The organism is Breznakia blatticola (assembly GCF_004365815.1).
In the GTDB taxonomy this organism is placed as follows: Bacteria; Bacillota_I; Bacilli_A; order Erysipelotrichales; family Erysipelotrichaceae; genus Breznakia; species Breznakia blatticola.
Genome location: NZ_SODD01000004.1, coordinates 82297 through 100616 on the forward strand (window position 1 = coordinate 82297; position 18320 = coordinate 100616).

An 18320-nucleotide genomic window follows, 5' to 3' on the forward strand; every position below is an offset into this window, starting at 1 on the left:
AATGAAGTGGTATTATAATACTGCCATATCGGTCGACCGACCGACTGGTAGAGGAGTAGTTATGAGTAAAAAAGAAAAAAAGAAACATGAAGTTGAAGTGTTAGAAACAAAAAATGAAGAAGAAAAAGTTCTTGTTGATATGCGAACACATATTCTACGTGTTGCAACTGACTTGATGATGAAACAGGGAATCAAGGAAACAAGTTTAAAAGATATCGCGAAAACTGCTGGCATTTCAAAAGGAACGCTATATTATTACTATTCAGCTAAAAATGATATTATATTAGATATTTCCGATTTCAATTTAAAGGGAATTACTGATGGTATTTTTGAAAATGTAAAAGACAGTGATTCTGTAGAAACCATACTCTCGACGATTATGAAGAAAGTGTTGCATGCAGATCAAAGAGCGAAATTGCATGTTCATTTACTCAGTCAAGCAATTGTTGGTGATGAAGAGTTAGCAAAGCGTTTTCAAAGTATTTATGATCAGTGGCATCATCAACTTGCCACTATCCTAAAAGATCGTCTACCAAATCATAATGTCGATGCATTTGTGTATATTCTTGTAGGTAGTGTAAATGGATTGATGATGCAAAAGTTAATTAGTGATGAAGAATATCCAGTTGATACAATTGTGAAAGAGATGGTGAGATAAATGGAGCAAGCAATGATGAGAAAACAAAGTAAATTAGATGCAATAACAATTCCACCATATACAAAAGGTGAAGAAATTTTTAATATGGTTAGTCATATCGTTGGTGGTGTATTAGGGATAGTTGCAACAGTTTTATGCGTAGTGATAGCTGCAAGACATCAAAATGGATATGGTATTGTTAGTGGTGCAATCTTTGGGTCAACTATGATTTTGCTTTATACAACAAGTAGTGTCTATCATGGTTTGAGTCCACGTTTAAAAGCCAAGAAAGTATTTCGTATTCTAGATCACTGCGCGATCTATCTACTAGTTGCAGGAACGTATACACCAATAGCTTTATGTACGATTCGTGAATATGATAATCAACTTGGATGGACACTTTGTATTGCGATTTGGCTAGTAGCGATTGCTGGTATGATATTAACAGCTTCAAAGTTTAAAAAGTTTCAAATACTAGAAGTAATTATATATCTAGCAATGGGATGGAGTGTTTTACTTGCTAAAGATGCAGTTCTTACTGGAGTTGGTTTTACTGGATTACTATATATGTTAATTGGTGGTATTGCATACTCGATTGGTGTTATTTTCTATGCCCTAGGAAAAAAGATGAAATACTCGCATTCGATTTTCCATTTATTTATTCTAGTTGGTAGTTTCTTTCATTTTCTTGCAATTGTACTATATGTAATGTAATTACATTATGCGATTGCATGTCAATTTGCTAAAATAACAGTAAAGGAGATAGACGATGAGTAAATACGATGTATTATGGAAATATGTAAGTACTAGTGAAGAGAAATGCTTGGTTCTATCTTATGAAGATATACTCTCTATAACTGGAATTCCAATTGATCATTCATTTCTAACCTACAAAAAGGAATGTTGTAATTATGGTTATGAGGTCAATAAAATATCACTAAAGAATAAAACGGTTGAGTTTAAGAAAATTGAGAAGTAAAGCAGCATGCAAAGCGCAAACGAATATGATTCATTTAAAACTTCGATTATGTAATGTGAGCATTTCATTGTTTTTTTTTACTAAGCGTGGTAATATATTCACATATATCGAAGAAAAAGAGCTTTATGTAAGTAGTCTCTAGAGAAGAAACGGTTGGTGAAAGTTTCTGATAAACTACATAAAGGACGCTTTGGAGATGCTAGTTAATCCTAGCCGTTAGCCAACGTTACAGGTCTTGAGTGCATGTATGTATACATGAACTAAGGTGGTACCGCGTATAAACGTCCTTAGAAGTAAGGACGTTTTTCTTTTAGATATATACATAAATGTTGTAATTACTAATATAATGAAAGGAAGTGAGTAGATGGCAACAACAGTAGACTATATAGAATTTGTGATGGATCAACTTCACATTCCATATGAAACACGACATCGTAAGATGTTTGGTGAATACATGGTATATGCAAATGATAAACCCATATTACTCGTTTGTGATAATACCGTGTTTGTAAAAAAACATCCGCAATTAGAAGAACTTATGAAAGATGCCAGTTGTGGTCTTCCTTATCCATCTGCTAAAGAACATTATGTATTGGATATTGAAAATCGCGAACTTGTTGAAGCGGTAATTGAAATACTGGAAGAAGTTACTCCAGTACCAAAGAAAAGAAAGAAAAAAGGAGAATAAGATGAAGCAATTTCAAAACCCGAGAGGGACTAATGATATCCTTCCTAAAGATATAAAGAAATGGCACGCAATTGAAGATGTGATTCGTCAATTTTGCATGCTTTATGATTATGAAGAAATTCGTACACCAATGTTTGAAGACACTGCAGTTTTTAAACGTGAAAATGATAGCAGTGATGTTGTAAATAAGGAGATGTATACATTTTCCATTAATGGAAAAGACTCTTTAACATTACGCCCAGAAATGACTGCAAGTGTTGTACGTAGCTTTGTACAACACAAGATGTTTGGTGAAGGTGATTTACCAAAAAAATTATACTATGTAGGACCAATGTTCCGCTATGAACGCCCACAAAAGGGAAGACAGAGAATCTTCCACCAATTTGGCGTTGAAGTTATTGGTGCGAAAAATCCATACCTTGATGTTGAAACAATTGCCTTAGGATATTCTATTGTTTCTGCGTTAGGAATGAGCGAATTAAAAGTATTAGTGAATACACTTGGTGATAATGAAAGTCGTGAAGCGTATCGTAAAGCATTGAAAGAACACTTTGAAAAAGATATCGATAACATGTGTGCGGATTGTAAACGTCGTTTACAACAAAACCCACTGCGTTTATTGGATTGTAAAATTGATGCCAACCGTGAATCGATGAAAACAGCACCAAGAATTGAAGATTACTTAACTGAAGAAAGTAAAGCGTACTTTGAAGCAGTCTGCGAAGGACTTGATGGACTTGGAATTCCATATGAAATCGAAGATCGTTTGGTACGTGGACTAGATTACTATACAGATACGGTATTTGAAGTTGTATCAACAAATAAAGAGATGGGTAGTCAATCTACTGTTTTTGGTGGCGGACGCTATGATGGTCTTGTCGAATACTTTGGTGGTCCAGAGCTATCAGGAATTGGATTTGCTATGGGTATGGAACGTCTATTAATCGCTTTAGAAGGTGAAGGCGTAGAACTTGGTGAAGAAAAAACACTAGATGCTTATGTATTAAGCTTAAGTCCAAATACATCATTTACTGCATTACAATTAGTTACAGAATTACGAGCTGCAGGATACACAAGTGAAAGAGATTATTTAGATCGTTCATTTAAGGCACAATTTAAGAGCGTAGAGCGTAAAAATGCAAAAGTAGCTGTAATTGTCGGTGAAAAAGATTTAATTGAAGGAAATGTGACTGTGAAGGTGATTGAGAGCCAAGAAAACTTTACTGTACCTGTAAATCAAGTGGTTGATTTGATGGATGAATTATTTCAAAGTGAAGATGAACACGAATGTCACTGTGAAGATGGAAACTGTGAATGTCACAGCCATCATGAGTAGGAGAGAGTATGAAACGAACACATAACAATGGAGAATTGCGTTTAAGCAATGTAAATGAAGAAGTAACCTTAATTGGTTGGGTAAGTAAGCGTCGTAATTTTGGAGCCCTTGTATTTATTGACTTACGAGACCGTTATGGTATTACACAGTTAGTCTTTGATGAACAACTTGCTAAACATATTACAAATGTACGTAATGAATACATCTTAAAAGTAGATGGAGTTGTTGCTGAACGTAAAGATAAAAACCCAAAACTAGCAACTGGTGATATTGAAATTAAAGTAAAAGGTGTTGAAATTGTAAATACAGCAGAAACTACACCACTAATTATTGCAGATGAAACAGATGCATTAGAAGATACACGTCTTGTATATCGTTACTTAGATTTACGTCGTCCTGTGATGCAAAATAAAATGATGTTACGTCATAAAATCACAAAAACGATGCGTAATTTCTTAGATGATCAAGAGTTTCTTGAAATTGAAACACCGATCCTAACAAAATCAACACCTGAAGGTGCACGTGACTACTTAGTGCCTAGTCGTATTCATGAAGGTGAATTCTACGCACTTCCGCAGTCTCCACAATTGTTTAAACAATTGCTGATGATTTCAGGGTTTGAAAAATACTACCAAGTTGCACGTTGTTTTAGAGATGAAGATTTACGTGCAGACCGTCAACCTGACTTTACACAAGTGGACATTGAAATGTCATTTATGTCAGAAGAAGAAATTCAAACCATGTTAGAAAACATGATGGTAAAGGTTATGAAAGAAACTTTAGACTACGATTTAAAAGTTCCATTCTTGCGTTTACCATATGAAGAAGCAATGAATCGTTATGGTTCAGATAAACCAGACAATCGCTTTGGTATTGAATTAAAAGATATCAAAGGAGTTTTTGAACATTCAGAATTTAAAGTGTTCAAGGGTGTAGAAAGCATTAAAGCCATTGTTGTGCCAGAACAAGCAAGCCTATCAAGAAAAGAAATTGATAAACTTACTGATCTTGCAAAAAAATATGGAGCAGGGGGACTTGTTTCCTTAAAATTTGTAGATGATGCACTACAAGGTGGAGTTGTGAAATTCTTCAGTGATACCGAAATTGCTGAACTGATTACTGTACTAAACCTACAAAACAATGATTTAGTACTTATTAGTAGTGATACATGGCAAACAACATGTGAAGTACTTGGTGCATTACGTTTACACTTTGCTGATGTACTACAACTTACAAGTAAAGATGATTTCTCATTCTTATGGGTAACAGATTTCCCACTTGTGGAATACGATAAAGAAGATGGTCGTTATTATGCAAAACACCACCCATTTACACGTCCAAAAGATGAAGATTTAAAATACCTAGATACAGCTCCTGAGAAAGTTCATGCAGCTGCATACGACATGGTATTAAATGGATATGAAATTGGTGGAGGATCCCTTCGTATTTACGATAATGAAGTCCAAAAGAAAATGTTTAAGATTTTAGGTTTCTCTGATGAAGAAATTCAAGAACGATTTGGTTTCTTTGTGGATGCATTTAAATATGGAACACCACCACATGGTGGATTTGCATATGGACTTGACCGTGTTGCGATGATTTTAAGTAAATCTGACTCAATTCGTGATGTTATTGCATTCCCTAAAAATGCTGCTGCACGTTGTCCAATGACAGGTGCACCAGGTAAAGTTGATGACAAACAACTTGAAGAGTTGCATTTACAAGTCATTTATAGCGAAAAAGAGTAAAAGCATAAATAACTTGGTTGTCAAGACTGCACTTTACCAAACAAACTGATATAATATACATGTCTAGGAGTTACATATTTTCCGACACTTTGAGATAAGGGATTTTAGAAGTTGTATCACTGTGTTGAACGCCTTTGCATTGCTTAGGAATCCTAGTGTGGTACACAGAAAACCCACCTGCTAAAACAGGGAAAGATCTCCTCCTAGACAATAATATAAACAAAAAGCACGCTTGTGCTTTTTTTGTTTATACAGAGAAATTTGTTACATACAAATCGGTGTAAATCTTTGCTATTTTACGATTTCATATGAATATTTTACGGACTTTTTATTTGTACGTACAAATTGTGGATTTTCGATTGAAAGTCCATTTTTATTTTGTTAAGGTATGCATGAAAAGAGGGTATTATGACAAAAGCAAAGTACATGGTAGTTGCAAATTGGATCAAGGACCAAATTGATAAGGGGTCACTTCATCATGGAGATAAAATTCAAACAGAAGCAAAAATATCCAAACAGTTTGGATATTCAAGACAAACAATTAGACAAGCAATCTCATTATTGATTAATGAGGGTTTATTGGAATCAACACAAGGTTCAGGAACGTATGTTAAGAAAAGCAAGAGAAGTGAAAAGGAAAGTAAAGTTGTAGGAGTAATTACAACCTATAATACAGATTATATTTTCCCTAGGATCTTAGGTGGAATTGAAGAGGTACTTGCAGATCATGAATATGCGATGCAACTTGGTTTTACACATAATCGCGTGAGTGATGAAAGACGGGCATTAGAACTTATGATTCAGTCAAATGTTGATGGTTTTATTATTGAACCAACTCGAAGCGCCTTGCCAAATCCAAATATGGATTTGTATCAAAGCTTGATGGATCAAGGATATCCACTGTTATTCATCAATGCAAGTTATCAAGTATTACCATCCGTTCATGTTGCATTAGATGATCGCAAAACAGGACAAATGATTTATGAATATGTGTATGAAAGAGGACATAGAAGAATCTTCTCTTTCTTTAAATATGATGATATCCAAGGACATTTGCGATATTCAGGAGCTAATGATGCAAGTAAGTTACATGGCCAACAAATTAGTGATGAAGATATTTTTTGGTACAGTACGGATGATTTTGAAAAGGGCTTTATGAATGAAATGTTACTAGATAAGTTAAAGGATTATACAGCAATTCTTTGCTACAACGATGCACTAGCATATCAATTACTTGAGTTTTTGGAAGCGCATGATATCAAAGTGCCAGAACAGATATCCATTGTGTCTGTTGACCACACAGACTTTATTGGAAAAAGTGATGTGGAAATTACATCAGTTGCACATCCATTACAAAAACTTGGTAGTACAGCTGCAAAAACAATGTTAGAAATGATTCAAAAACCGACATATAACAAGTCGGTGGACTTTCAACCAAAACTGGTTGAAGGAAATAGTGTAAAAAACATTCAACAAAATGGAGGAGGTTATGATGAATAGTTTGAAAAAGTACAATTTTTGGTTCGTGGTGGGATCTCAAGATTTATATGGTGAAGAAACATTAAAACAAGTAGATGAACACACAAAAATTATGGTTGATGGGTGGAATAAAGATCCAAATATTATTGGAACGATTGTTTGGAAACCAGTCGTACGAAATGCAAAAGAAATTAAGGATACAATCGTTGCTGCAAACAATGATGAAAACTGTGCAGGTGTAATAACGTGGATGCACACATTTAGTCCAAGCAAGATGTGGATTCCAGGTTTTAAGGTGTTAAATAAACCATTGTTACATGTGAATACACAGTTTAATCGTGATATTCCGTGGAATGAAATTGATATGGACTTTATGAACTTAAACCAAGCAGCACATGGAGATCGTGAACATGGATACATCATTGCGCGTATGCGTATGAATCAAAAAGTAATTAGCGGACATTGGGAAGATGAAAACCAAAGAAAGCGTATGGGTTCTTGGATGCGTGCAGCAATTGGTGCAGCAGAATCAAATAAAACTCGGGTTATGCGTATTTCAGATAACATGCGTGATGTCGCAGTTACAGATGGAGACAAAGTAGAAGCTGCAATTAAACTTGGTTGGACAGTGGACCACTATGGAGTTGGTGATATTATACGCATGGTAAATGAAGTTAGTGATGCGGAAATCGATGCACAAATGAAAGAATATGAAACACACTACCATATAGCAACAAAAAATTTAGATGCTGTACGTTATCAAGCAAAAGAAGAAGTTGCAATCGAAAAAGCAATGAAAGAATTTGGAGACTATAATGCTTTCCATACAAACTTCCAGGACTTACAAGAATTAAAACAATTGCCAGGATTAGCCGCACAAGATTTAGAACGCAAAGGATATGGTTTTGCTGGTGAAGGTGACTGGAAAACAGCGGCAATGACACGAATCATGAAAGCGATGACGATTGATAAAAATGGTGGAACTGGATTTATGGAAGACTATACGTATAACTTTGATCCAGAAAATGGAATGAATATGGGTGCACATATGTTAGAAGTATGTCCAACATTAGCAGAATCCACACCAAATATTGAAGTACATGATTTAGGAATCGGAGATCGTGAAGCACCTGCGCGTTTAACTTTTAAAGCAAAAGCAGAACCAGCAATTCTTGTGACGCTTGTAGATATGGGAGATCGTTTCCGAATGATTTGTCATGATGTAGTGTGTCAAAAACAAGAACACGAAATGCCAAAGTTACCAGTAGCTGGTGTTTTATGGAAGCCATTGCCTGATTTAGAATCAAGTACAGAAGCATGGATTTATGCTGGTGGAGCACACCACTGTACTATTAGCTATGATTTAACTGCAGAAGAAATGCGAGACTTTGCAGAAATCATGAATATTGAATTTATCCACATTGGTAAAGACTTAGATTTACCATCATTTAGAAGAGAACTACAATACAACGATCTTATTTGGAAGTTAAAATAGGTGACTATATGTATAAGAAGTTAAAACAAAGAGTATTAGATGCAAATCTACTCTTACCTAAACATGGATTAATAACTTTCACATGGGGAAATGTTTCTGAGATTGACCGTGAACATCAAGTTGTAGCTATTAAGCCAAGTGGGGTTGAATATGACAACATGAAAGTAGAAGATATCGTTGTTGTCGATATGGAAGGAAATGTCGTAGAAGGTTCTTTGAAACCTTCTAGCGACTTAATGACTCATCTAGCTTTTTATAAAGCATGGCCACAAGTGCATGGTGTTGTACATACACACTCACGCTGGGCAACTTCATTTGCACAAGCTGGATATGGAATTCCTGCTTTTGGAACCACACAAGCCGATTACTTTTATGGTGAAATTCCATGCACAAGGAAAATGACGAATGATGAAATTCATGGTAACTATGAACTTGAAACAGGGAACGTGATTATCGAGACATTTGCAGATAAGAAACTAAATCCTGTAGATGTTCCAGCTGTTCTTGTTCATTCGCATGGTCCATTTGCCTGGGGAAACGATGCTTTTGATGCTGTCCATAATGCAGTTGTTATGGAAGAATGTGCAGCGATGGCATTTACAACATTGCAATTACATCAAGGAAAAGCAGATGTGATGCAACAAGAATTATTGGACAAGCATTTCAAAAGAAAACATGGTCCAAATGCGTATTATGGACAGGGGAAGTAGGTATGGCAATAACTGTAAAAAAAATAAATGATCAATTGGAACAGTATACACTGACTTCCAAAGATCTAAGTGTTAAAATTATCAATTTAGGGGCAACGATTACCCATATTATCTACAATGAAGATGGTATGGATGTAGTTTTGGGACAACCAACAGTAAATGATTATCCAAATGATGATACATACTTTGGAGCAACGATTGGACGCTTTGCTAACCGTATTCGTAATGGGAAATTCACACTCAACAATATAGATTATCAATTAGCAACAAACAATGGTCCTAATGCATTACATGGTGGTCCTACAGGATTTCATATGCGCTATTTTGATGCACAAATTGATAATGACATACTTACATTACATTACACAAGTAAAGATGGTGAAGAAGGATATCCAGGAAATTTAGATTTCAATGTATCTTTTCAATTAAAAGAAAATACACTTGTTGTTACATATAAAGCGCAAAGTGATGCAGATACAGTTATAAACTTCACAAACCATACATACTTTGCTTTACAAGGGCAAGGCAATGGTGAAATTGTTGATCAAATCATGAGTTCAACAGCACCTTTGTATGCACCTGGGGATGCAGATCGTTTGGTAACTGGAAAATTAGTTGATGTCAAAGGTACGCCATTTGATTTCTTAGAAGGAAAAGCGATTGGAAAAGACATTGATGCAGATGATCCACAAATTCAGTTTTGTAATGGATATGATCACTACTTTGATTTTGCGGATAATGTAGAAAGAAAAGTCACAGTTTATGATCCAACTACAAAACATAAACTATGTGTAGAAACGGATTTAAGTGGATATCACATGTATGTACCTGCTTATGAAGAAGCGCTTATTGGTAAAGATGGAGCTTTATATACAGGACACTGTGCACTATGTATTGAAACATCATTTATGCCTGATAATATCAATATCGAAAATGAACCAAAGTCTGTGTTAAAAGCAAATGAAGTATTTACTTCAACTACAACATTTACCTTTGAATAAAGGAGTAAAGCATGAATAAAGAACAAGTAAAACAAGAAATCCTTGCAGGAAGTACATCTTTAGGAATTGAATTAGGATCTACTCGTATTAAAGCAGTTCTTATTGCAAGTGATACAACAGTGATTGCAAGTGGAAATCATGAATGGCAATCACGATTTGAAAATGGAATTTTTACATATAGTGAAGAAGATGTATGGAGTGGAATTCAAGCAAGTTTTCGAGCATTAAAAGAAGATGTAAAAAAAGCTTACGGTGTAAAGTTAGTGAAGATAGGACAAATGGGTATAAGTGCAATGATGCACGGATACATGGTTTTTGATAAGCAAGATAAACTATTAGTTCCATTTCGTACATGGCAAAATACAATGACCCAAGAAGCAAGTAAGAAGTTAACGGAATTATTTAACTATAAAATACCGCAACGTTGGTCAATTGCACATTTATATCAGGCAATGCTAGCAAAAGAAGAACATGTTCATGATATTCACTTCTTAAGTACACTTGCTGGATATGTTCACTACAAGTTAACGAATCAAAAAGTGATAGGTGTAGGTGAAGCTAGTGGAATGTTTCCAATTGACTTAGAAACAAAAGATTATAATCAACAAATGATTGATACATTTGATTTACTAGCAAAAACAGATGGATATTCATGGAACTTACGCGATATCTTACCTTCAGTATTGCTTGCAGGTGAGCAAGCAGGAACATTAAGTACATCTGGGGCTTTATTACTTGAGCCAAGTGGCGAACTAGAAACAGGTAGTATTTTCTGTCCACCTGAAGGTGATGCAGGAACGGGTATGGTGGCGACCAATGCAGTAGAAGTAAAAACTGGGAATATTTCAGCAGGTACTTCAACTTTTGCCATGATTGTTTTAGAACATGAATTATCAAAGGTTTATGATGCAGTTGATATAGTCACAACGCCAAGTGGTGAACTTGTAGCTATGGTACATGTTAATAACTGTACGTCAGACTTAAATGCTTGGATGCAACTATTTGAGCAGTTATTAGATACTTTTGGTTCAACGATATCAAAGCATGATCTATTTACAACATTGTTTAAGAAAGCACTTGAAGGAGATGTTGATTGTGGTGGATTATTAAACTACAACTACTTGTCAGGTGAGCATATTACTGAGATTGATCATGGACGTCCGTTATTTGTTCGTACACCAAATTCATCATTTACGCTTGCAAACTTTATGCGAACACAACTATATGCTTCTTTTGGTGTACTAAAACTTGGTATGGATATTTTATTAAAAGAAGAGAAAGTATCTTTAGATTGCATTTATGGACATGGAGGATTTTTCAAAACAGAAGAGGTTGGACAACGTGTATTAGCAGCAGCTTTACGTACTCCAGTTGCGCTTATGGAAACTGCTGGTGAAGGTGGTGCATGGGGAATTGCTGTACTTGCCAAGTATACAAAAGAAAATACAAAGAAGTTAGCTTCTTACTTGAAAGAAGATGTCTTTAAAAATGCAAAACAAGCAATCATATTGCCTCATGAGGATGAAGCTATTGGATTTGATGCATTTATGGAAAAATATGTCGAAGCATTACCAGTTGTAAAGCTTGCTTCTGAATTAATTAGTCAATAAGTATACATTTTTTGTGATAGAAATATACATAGGTATACTCTGTGACAAAATATTGGACAAAAAATGTACCGTATTGCCAATGTTCAAGCACTATAAAAAATGGTACAATAATGCAGAAAGGAAAACGAAGGGAGAAATACTTTTCCCTTTTATTAGGTACGTATGAACTTAAAAGAACACGCAACAAACGTTCGTAAGAACATCATTGACATGGTCTATGCAGCACAATCAGGACACCCAGGTGGTTCATTAAGTGGTGCAGACATCATTACTTACTTGTATTTCGATGAAATGAATATCAATACTGATAATGCTTCATCAAACAATCGTGATCGTTTTGTCTTAAGTAAAGGACATGCTTCACCATTGTTATATGGAATTTTAATGGAGAAAGGTATTATTTCTACCGATTTAATTCCAACATTCAGACAAGTAGATTCAAAACTACAAGGACACCCAAACATGAATTATGTAGAAGGTGTAGATATGTCTACGGGATCATTGGGACAAGGGATCTCATGTGCAGTAGGAATGGCAATTGCAAATAAAGTAGATAACTCACCAAATCGAGTATATGCAATGCTTGGAGATGGTGAATGTGAAGAAGGTCAAGTATGGGAAGCAGCTATGGCAGCAGCACACTATAAACTTGATAATCTATGTGCAGTTGTAGACTTTAACGGACTACAAATCGATGGAAACATTACAGATGTTATGAATCCAACACCAATTGATGAGAAATTTGCGGCATTCGGATGGAATGTTGTACACATTGACGGACATGATTTTGATGACATTCGTCGTGGGTTTGATGAAGCAAGAAATTGCAAAGGAAAACCAACCATGATTCTAGCCAAAACCACAAAAGGAAAATGTGTAAGTTTCATGGAAGGTGACTATGGATGGCATGGTGTTGCACCAAACAAGGAGCAATACGAAGCAGCAATGGAATGTTTACGTGGAGGTAGTAAGTAATGGCAAAAGTAGCAACAAGAGAAGCATACGGAAAAACCTTAGCGAAATTAATCGTTGAGAAAGATAATGTTATCGTACTAGATGCTGACTTAACAAAAAGTACAAAAACAATTGATGCAAAAAATGCAAGAGCTGACCATCACTTCAACATGGGGATTGCTGAAGGAAATATGATGAGTGTAGCAGCAGGACTTGCAGCAAGTAATAAAGTTGTATACGCATCTAGTTTTGCAATGTTTGCAGCAGGAAGAGCATTCGAACAAATTCGTAACTCTATCTGTTATCCAAACCTAAATGTAAAAGTATGTGCAACACATGCAGGGTTAACCGTTGGAGAAGATGGAGCAAGTCACCAAAGTGTTGAAGATTTAGCACTTATGCGTGCAATTCCAAATATGAAAGTATTCCAACCATGTGATGATATTGAAACTGCAGCAATTATCAATGCAGTATATGATATTGATGGACCATGTTACGTAAGACTTGGACGTTCTGGAGTAGAAAGAGTGAACAATGAAGACTATACATTTGAACTTGGAAAAGGAGTCATCCTTAACAAGGGAGAAAAAGTTGCTATTGTAGCTACAGGAATGATGGTGCAAGAAGCACTAGGAGCAAAAGACTTATATGAAGGAAACCCGACAATCGTCAATATGCCAACCATCAAACCAATTGATACAGACTTATTGATTGATCTAGCAAAAACACATGATGTAATTGTGACTATTGAAGAACACAGTATCATTGGCGGACTTGGAGGAGCAGTTGTAGAAGCATTAGCAGAACACAACCTATGTCCAGTTGTTCGTATGGGAGTTAATGACACATTTGGAGAATCAGGAAAACCTGTAGATCTATTAAAGAAATACGGACTTGATAGTCAAGCTATCGCAAACAAAGTAAATACATATCTATAATAAATAAAGGACTTAGCACAAATTGCCAAGTCCTTTTTTAGATGTCTAGATACATATCATACCACACAGCATCACCATGTGTAGAAGAAGAAATCCCTTGATTGTTAAAGCCAAATTGCTCATAGAAAGATAGTAATTGCTTTTTGCAAGTAAGAATCATACCTTTACGATTTTGACTTTTACAAGTAGCAATAACATGATTCATGAGAGTAGATGCATAGTGCTTTCCTTGAAAGTCAGGATGTGTACTAACAGAAAAAATCGCAAAATATACACCATCTGCTTGATACATGTCGCTAGAATCATACATAGAATCACAAATGCATGGTGTATTTGTATACATTCCACTAATAAAACTTACAATTTGATTGTTTACTTCCAAAACAAAACAACAGTGCTCATAAGTAGTAAGACGCATCATAATTGCATGTAAATTTGCAGCCTCTGATTTTGGGAAACAAGAAGCTTCAATTGATGCTAATGTTTGTGCATCATCTAAAGTTGCATAACGTATATTCATAATAATGTTATCTTTCTGACGTACCAGTATCTTTTTTCCATAAATGGATATTTTCATTACTCAGCATATTTAGTAAGTTTTTATCTGCTTGTGGATAGATTTTATAAATACTTTGAACAAGTTGCTTCATATCTTCACGTTTACTTACTCCATCGTTTGGACACGTACTTTCTACGATTGGAAGATCGTATTTTTTAACTGCCTGTTTGATATCTTTTTCGTAAGTATAAATAAGCGGTCGAATAAAGTGAATCTCTTTATCTTCATAATAGATATCTGGTTGAAAGGTTTCTAATCGTCCACCATAGATCGCATTTAAGAAAAATGTCTCAATTGCATCATCTGCGTGATGGGCAAAGCATATTTTAGTTGCTTGTCTTTCTTTTGCGATATTGACAATTGCTCCACGCTTTAAAGTAGAACATAAACTGCAATCATAAGATCCATCTTTGCGTTGATGATACGCAAGAATCTCATTCATATAGGTGTCTTCTTCATAGTATTCTACACCTAACTTCTTACAATATTCTCTGATTGGTGTACTATCCATATCAGGGAAATTCATTTTTAAATGAACTGCAAGTAGATTAAATTTTTTATGTTCAAACTTTTGGTATAGTGATAATGCATATAACAATAACATACTGTCTTTACCACCACTAACGCCAACAATAATTAAATCATTCGATTCGATTAAATGAAAGTCTTCATCTGCTTTGCGTAATTGTTTCAGTATTTTCTTCATGCATCTATTATACATAATTCCACTTCTTTAGAATACCGTAATTCACAAATTGTAATAATCACCAATTTCGATAGTTTATTATACATATTTGTTGTAGCGAATATGGTATAATATGAAAGGAAAAAAGGATGGCTTATGGACGGAATACTCGTAATAAACAAACCAACAGACATGACAAGTCATGATGTTGTAAATATCGCAAGAAGAAAATTAAAGACAAAGAAAATCGGACACACGGGAATTTTAGATCCTAATGCAACTGGTGTTCTTTTATTGTTGGTAGGTAAAGCCACAAAAATCTTACCGTTTTTAGAAGATACAGATAAAGAGTATATTGCAACTCTTGCTTTAGGAAAAAAGACATTAAGTGATGATATTTGGGGTGAAGTGTTAGAAGAAAAGCCAATTACACCAATTGAAGATTTTTCTTCACTTTTACAAAAGTTTCAAGGAACCATCACACAAACTCCACCATTGGTTTCTAGTATAAAAGTGAATGGAAAGAAACTCTATGAATATGCTAGAGCAAACGAGCCTGTAGAAATACCAACACGCCAAGTGGATATTTATGAAATTGAATGTTTAGATGCATCTGCACTAAAGTTTCGTGTGCACTGTGGTAGTGGAACCTATGTACGTTCACTATGTGTAGATATTGCAGCAGCAAGTAATAACTTAGGCTGTATGTCTTCACTTGTACGCACAAAAGTGGGTCGCTTTGATATAAATCAAGCAACAAATTTAGATGATCTACATCCTGAATCTATGAAATTATATCCAATTAAAGAATTGCTTAATCATTTACAGATGGTGGAGTATGAACCAATTGAGGAAATCTATCATGGTAAGAAAATTAAACTAGATACGACTGAAAAACGTGTATGCATTACACATGATGGTAATTGTATAGCGATTTACAAACGATTAGATAACGGTTTATATGGTAGTGAAAGAGGACTTTGGTAATGAAAATATTTGATATATATGCAAACAAGCACTATCAAGTAATGAATAAGACAGTTGCTTGTATTGGTTTCTTTGATGGGGTACATGTAGGACATCAACACTTAATCAAACAAACCGTTGAGCTAGCAAAGCAAAAAGGATTAACGCCTGCTTGCATTACGCTTTCAAGAGAACCACTGCAAGTTTTATATCCAGAACGTGATATTAAAACAATTATGGATATCGAACAACGTTTACAAGCAATCGGTTCTTATGGAATTCAACAGTGTTATTTACTACATTTTGATCAAGCGATGGCAAATGTAAGTGCTGCTGATTTTATCGAATTACTAAAATCATTATGCATTGATACAATTGTTGCTGGTGAAGATTTTCGCTTTGGTAAGCAAAACAAAGGGGATGTCTTAATGCTTGAAAAACAGATGCCAACAAAAATCATTCCATTAGTTGAGTTATATGGACAAAAAATTTCTTCAACAACGATTATTGAAGCACTAGAAAAAGGTGAAGTGGAATATGTTAGTTCATGTATGAATCGTTACTATGCAATTGATGGTTTTGTTATCCATGGGAATAAAGTTGGAAGTACAAAACTAGGATATCCAACAGCAAATATAGAGTACAACCCATTTATTGTATTACCTCGGGTTGGGGTATACATCGGACGTGTGATTTATGAAGGGAAAACGTATCGAGCAATGATTAATATTGGACATAATCCGACAATCAACCGACGTGATTTTTTATCGCTAGAAGCACATATACTTGATTTTGATCAAGATATCTATGGAAAACGACTTGTTGTTGAGTTTTCAAAGTATTTGCGATATGAAAAGAAGTTTAACAGTAAGGAGGAGTTGATTGAACAGTTAGATAACGATGTTCAATCCGTTAGAGATTATACCTATGAAATTAGAAATGTTTGATATTATCGACAGAAGCATTAATTTATTTCAGGAAAACCAAGAAGAGTATTTGATTATCACTAGAGAAATCAAATATACACTTTTAAATATGTTGGATTCAGAAATTCATACTGGAATTACGACGCGAATTAAAACAGAGATGTCTTTACGTGAAAAGATTATTCGTAATCGTTACTATTTGACATTTGATTCACCAAGAGCAATTATCGATAATATGCATGATTTAATTGGTTTGAAAATTGATGTGCGTTTTATTGAAGATGAATTTAAAGCATATAAACAATTGAAAGAATTTTTCAATGTGCAATTGGAAGATGGATACTATATTAATGATCATCATAAGAATTTAGCACTTGATATGGGAAGTTTTCAACCACAAACACAAAAGAATGGATATACGATTTATCGTATTGATGGATATTTCTTAAATGGAACCCATAAAGTACGCTTTGAACTGCAAATCAAAAGTCTAGTTAACTCGTTTTGGTCAGATATTGAACATAAACTTGTCTATAAAAACCATACGTTTCGTGTAGCGGATGGGATGATTAAAGATATGTTGAGTTCAATTAAAGCAAATCTAGTGATTATCGATCGACAATTGCAAATTATTTATGATTCGTTTGATGGTGAAAATCAAATTACGAGCAGTTTTAATTCCAGATTTTCATTCGAAGAGTTAATAAGTAAAGCAATCAATGATTTGTGTTTACAAAAACTACAAACTTCGATTGGCTTTGGTGTGGATATACGAGGCACTAGTGCAATTCTTGGACATTATATATTTGAAAAAGACTTAATGGATTACAGCAATAAAGATCAAATATTATCGTTACTAGGAATTTTTAAACGAATTCAAGATGATGACATGGATTTTGAAAATGCGCTTGTTGTACATCCGCCAAAACGTGCGAAAGATGCATTTAGTAAAGCAATTTCAAACTTCTTTATTGAAGTGATGAATAAGGATTTTGAATGGTATGTATTCTTTAAAATACTATTTGCAGTAGAACCAGGAAATAATGATCAAGACTTTGCATTGTTTGTGAAAGTATTCCATGATTCTATTATTGAAAAAGATTGTTATGAGCAACGATTTAAAAGTTGTAGTCAAAGTGATGCAACTTTAGTTATTCGAGATTTAGAGTTAATGTTAGCACAAGCACTTATTCAAGTAGAAACGATTCAAATCGTACATAACGAAAGAATCAAGAAAATTCAAGAAACCTATAATAACTTCTTAAACAGTGTAGATAAACGAATTATTAATTACATTGATTTTGAAGTGAATAAAGAGAATTACCAAAAAGAATTATCTGACAGTGTTGCTCAACTATTTTAGTCTTTGTTGTGCTATAATGAGTTAGTGAGGGTGCGCCAGTTCGGTGCATAATATATAATTGGGTGAAACTCCCAATCTGGTAAAGAATAACCAACAACCAGTACCTAGACTTGGAGCCGAAGCGGTGACGTTAGGTTTAAGCGTAGTCAAAGAAGTTTGAGAGCCGAAATGCGAAAGCGTGAAGTGATTGAGCCCCGTTAGTTATATAGAGTGGAAGTCGATTCAGTCCTCGCTGACGCAGACAAA

General features: G+C 34.7%; 18 protein-coding genes and 1 other annotated feature. Of the genes, 16 read left to right on the forward strand and 2 right to left on the reverse strand.

Translation table 11 applies throughout. The features are described from left to right. The first annotated feature begins 61 nt into the window (after positions 1–61). The 13 genes from EDD63_RS02365 (at position 62) to EDD63_RS02425 (ending at position 13575) form a co-directional block, all read left to right on the forward strand. Positions 62–658 (forward strand): TetR/AcrR family transcriptional regulator, encoded by a 597-nt coding sequence (locus EDD63_RS02365; protein ID WP_166667517.1) that lies wholly within the window; start codon positions 62–64, stop codon positions 656–658. Positions 659–670: 12 nt separating this feature from the next. Further along, on the forward strand, positions 671–1351 hold the full coding sequence (gene trhA, locus EDD63_RS02370) for a PAQR family membrane homeostasis protein TrhA (RefSeq protein ID WP_243833724.1): 681 nt from the start codon (positions 671–673) through the stop codon (positions 1349–1351). Between the two features lie 55 nt (positions 1352–1406). Continuing rightward, the gene (locus EDD63_RS02375) at positions 1407–1616 is read left to right on the forward strand and encodes a hypothetical protein (RefSeq protein WP_134168109.1); all 210 of its coding nucleotides are present in this window, start codon (positions 1407–1409) and stop codon (positions 1614–1616) included. A gap of 101 nt (positions 1617–1717) precedes the next feature. Continuing rightward, positions 1718–1908: a binding site (T-box leader), on the forward strand. Between the two features lie 72 nt (positions 1909–1980). Then, positions 1981–2304, forward strand: coding sequence for a TfoX/Sxy family protein (locus EDD63_RS02380; protein ID WP_134168111.1), 324 nt, complete (start codon positions 1981–1983; stop codon positions 2302–2304). Position 2305: 1 nt separating this feature from the next. Continuing rightward, positions 2306–3640 (forward strand): histidine--tRNA ligase, encoded by a 1335-nt coding sequence (hisS, locus tag EDD63_RS02385; RefSeq protein ID WP_134168113.1) that lies wholly within the window; start codon positions 2306–2308, stop codon positions 3638–3640. Positions 3641–3648: 8 nt separating this feature from the next. After that, entirely contained in the window at positions 3649–5388 is a 1740-nt protein-coding gene (gene aspS / locus EDD63_RS02390) for an aspartate--tRNA ligase (protein WP_134168115.1), read from the forward strand. 408 nt (positions 5389–5796) lie between these two features. Continuing rightward, on the forward strand, positions 5797–6888 hold the full coding sequence (locus EDD63_RS02395; protein ID WP_134168117.1) for a GntR family transcriptional regulator: 1092 nt from the start codon (positions 5797–5799) through the stop codon (positions 6886–6888). Further along, the gene (araA, locus tag EDD63_RS02400; protein WP_243833725.1) at positions 6878–8362 is read left to right on the forward strand and encodes an L-arabinose isomerase; all 1485 of its coding nucleotides are present in this window, start codon (positions 6878–6880) and stop codon (positions 8360–8362) included. Before EDD63_RS02395 ends, araA begins: the two co-directional genes overlap by 11 nt. 8 nt (positions 8363–8370) lie before the next feature. Next, on the forward strand, positions 8371–9072 hold the full coding sequence (locus tag EDD63_RS02405; RefSeq protein WP_134168119.1) for an L-ribulose-5-phosphate 4-epimerase: 702 nt from the start codon (positions 8371–8373) through the stop codon (positions 9070–9072). A gap of 2 nt (positions 9073–9074) precedes the next feature. Then, positions 9075–10073, forward strand: coding sequence for an aldose epimerase family protein (locus EDD63_RS02410; protein WP_134168121.1), 999 nt, complete (start codon positions 9075–9077; stop codon positions 10071–10073). 11 nt (positions 10074–10084) lie between these two features. Next, a complete protein-coding gene (locus EDD63_RS02415) occupies positions 10085–11683 on the forward strand; it encodes a xylulokinase (RefSeq protein WP_134168123.1) in 1599 nt (532 codons plus the stop codon). Between the two features lie 162 nt (positions 11684–11845). Beyond that, positions 11846–12658 (forward strand): transketolase, encoded by an 813-nt coding sequence (locus EDD63_RS02420; protein WP_134168125.1) that lies wholly within the window; start codon positions 11846–11848, stop codon positions 12656–12658. After that, the gene (locus EDD63_RS02425) at positions 12658–13575 is read left to right on the forward strand and encodes a transketolase family protein (protein WP_134168127.1); all 918 of its coding nucleotides are present in this window, start codon (positions 12658–12660) and stop codon (positions 13573–13575) included. The genes EDD63_RS02420 and EDD63_RS02425 overlap by 1 nt, the downstream gene beginning before the upstream one ends. A gap of 37 nt (positions 13576–13612) precedes the next feature. On the opposite strand, the gene EDD63_RS02430 is transcribed toward EDD63_RS02425, so the two are convergent. Together EDD63_RS02430 and EDD63_RS02435 are read right to left on the reverse strand one after the other, a co-directional pair. Next, complete coding sequence (locus EDD63_RS02430; RefSeq protein ID WP_166667518.1) at positions 13613–14095, reverse strand: GNAT family N-acetyltransferase; 483 nt, start codon at positions 14093–14095, stop codon at positions 13613–13615. Positions 14096–14102: 7 nt separating this feature from the next. Beyond that, positions 14103–14855: a tRNA lysidine(34) synthetase gene (locus EDD63_RS02435; RefSeq protein WP_134168131.1), complete on the reverse strand. Its 753-nt coding sequence runs from the start codon at positions 14853–14855 to the stop codon at positions 14103–14105. Between the two features lie 120 nt (positions 14856–14975). On the opposite strand from EDD63_RS02435, the gene truB reads away from it, so the two are divergent. From truB to EDD63_RS02450, 3 genes are read left to right on the forward strand one after another with little or no spacing between them, the layout of a single operon-like run. Further along, positions 14976–15806, forward strand: a complete 831-nt coding sequence (gene truB, locus EDD63_RS02440; RefSeq protein ID WP_134168133.1) for a tRNA pseudouridine(55) synthase TruB — start codon at positions 14976–14978, stop codon at positions 15804–15806. Continuing rightward, positions 15806–16732: a bifunctional riboflavin kinase/FAD synthetase gene (locus EDD63_RS02445; RefSeq protein ID WP_134168135.1), complete on the forward strand. Its 927-nt coding sequence runs from the start codon at positions 15806–15808 to the stop codon at positions 16730–16732. Before truB ends, EDD63_RS02445 begins: the two co-directional genes overlap by 1 nt. After that, positions 16713–18074, forward strand: a complete 1362-nt coding sequence (locus EDD63_RS02450) for a GTP pyrophosphokinase (protein ID WP_166667519.1) — start codon at positions 16713–16715, stop codon at positions 18072–18074. The genes EDD63_RS02445 and EDD63_RS02450 overlap by 20 nt, the downstream gene beginning before the upstream one ends. Positions 18075–18320 lie beyond the last annotated feature (246 nt).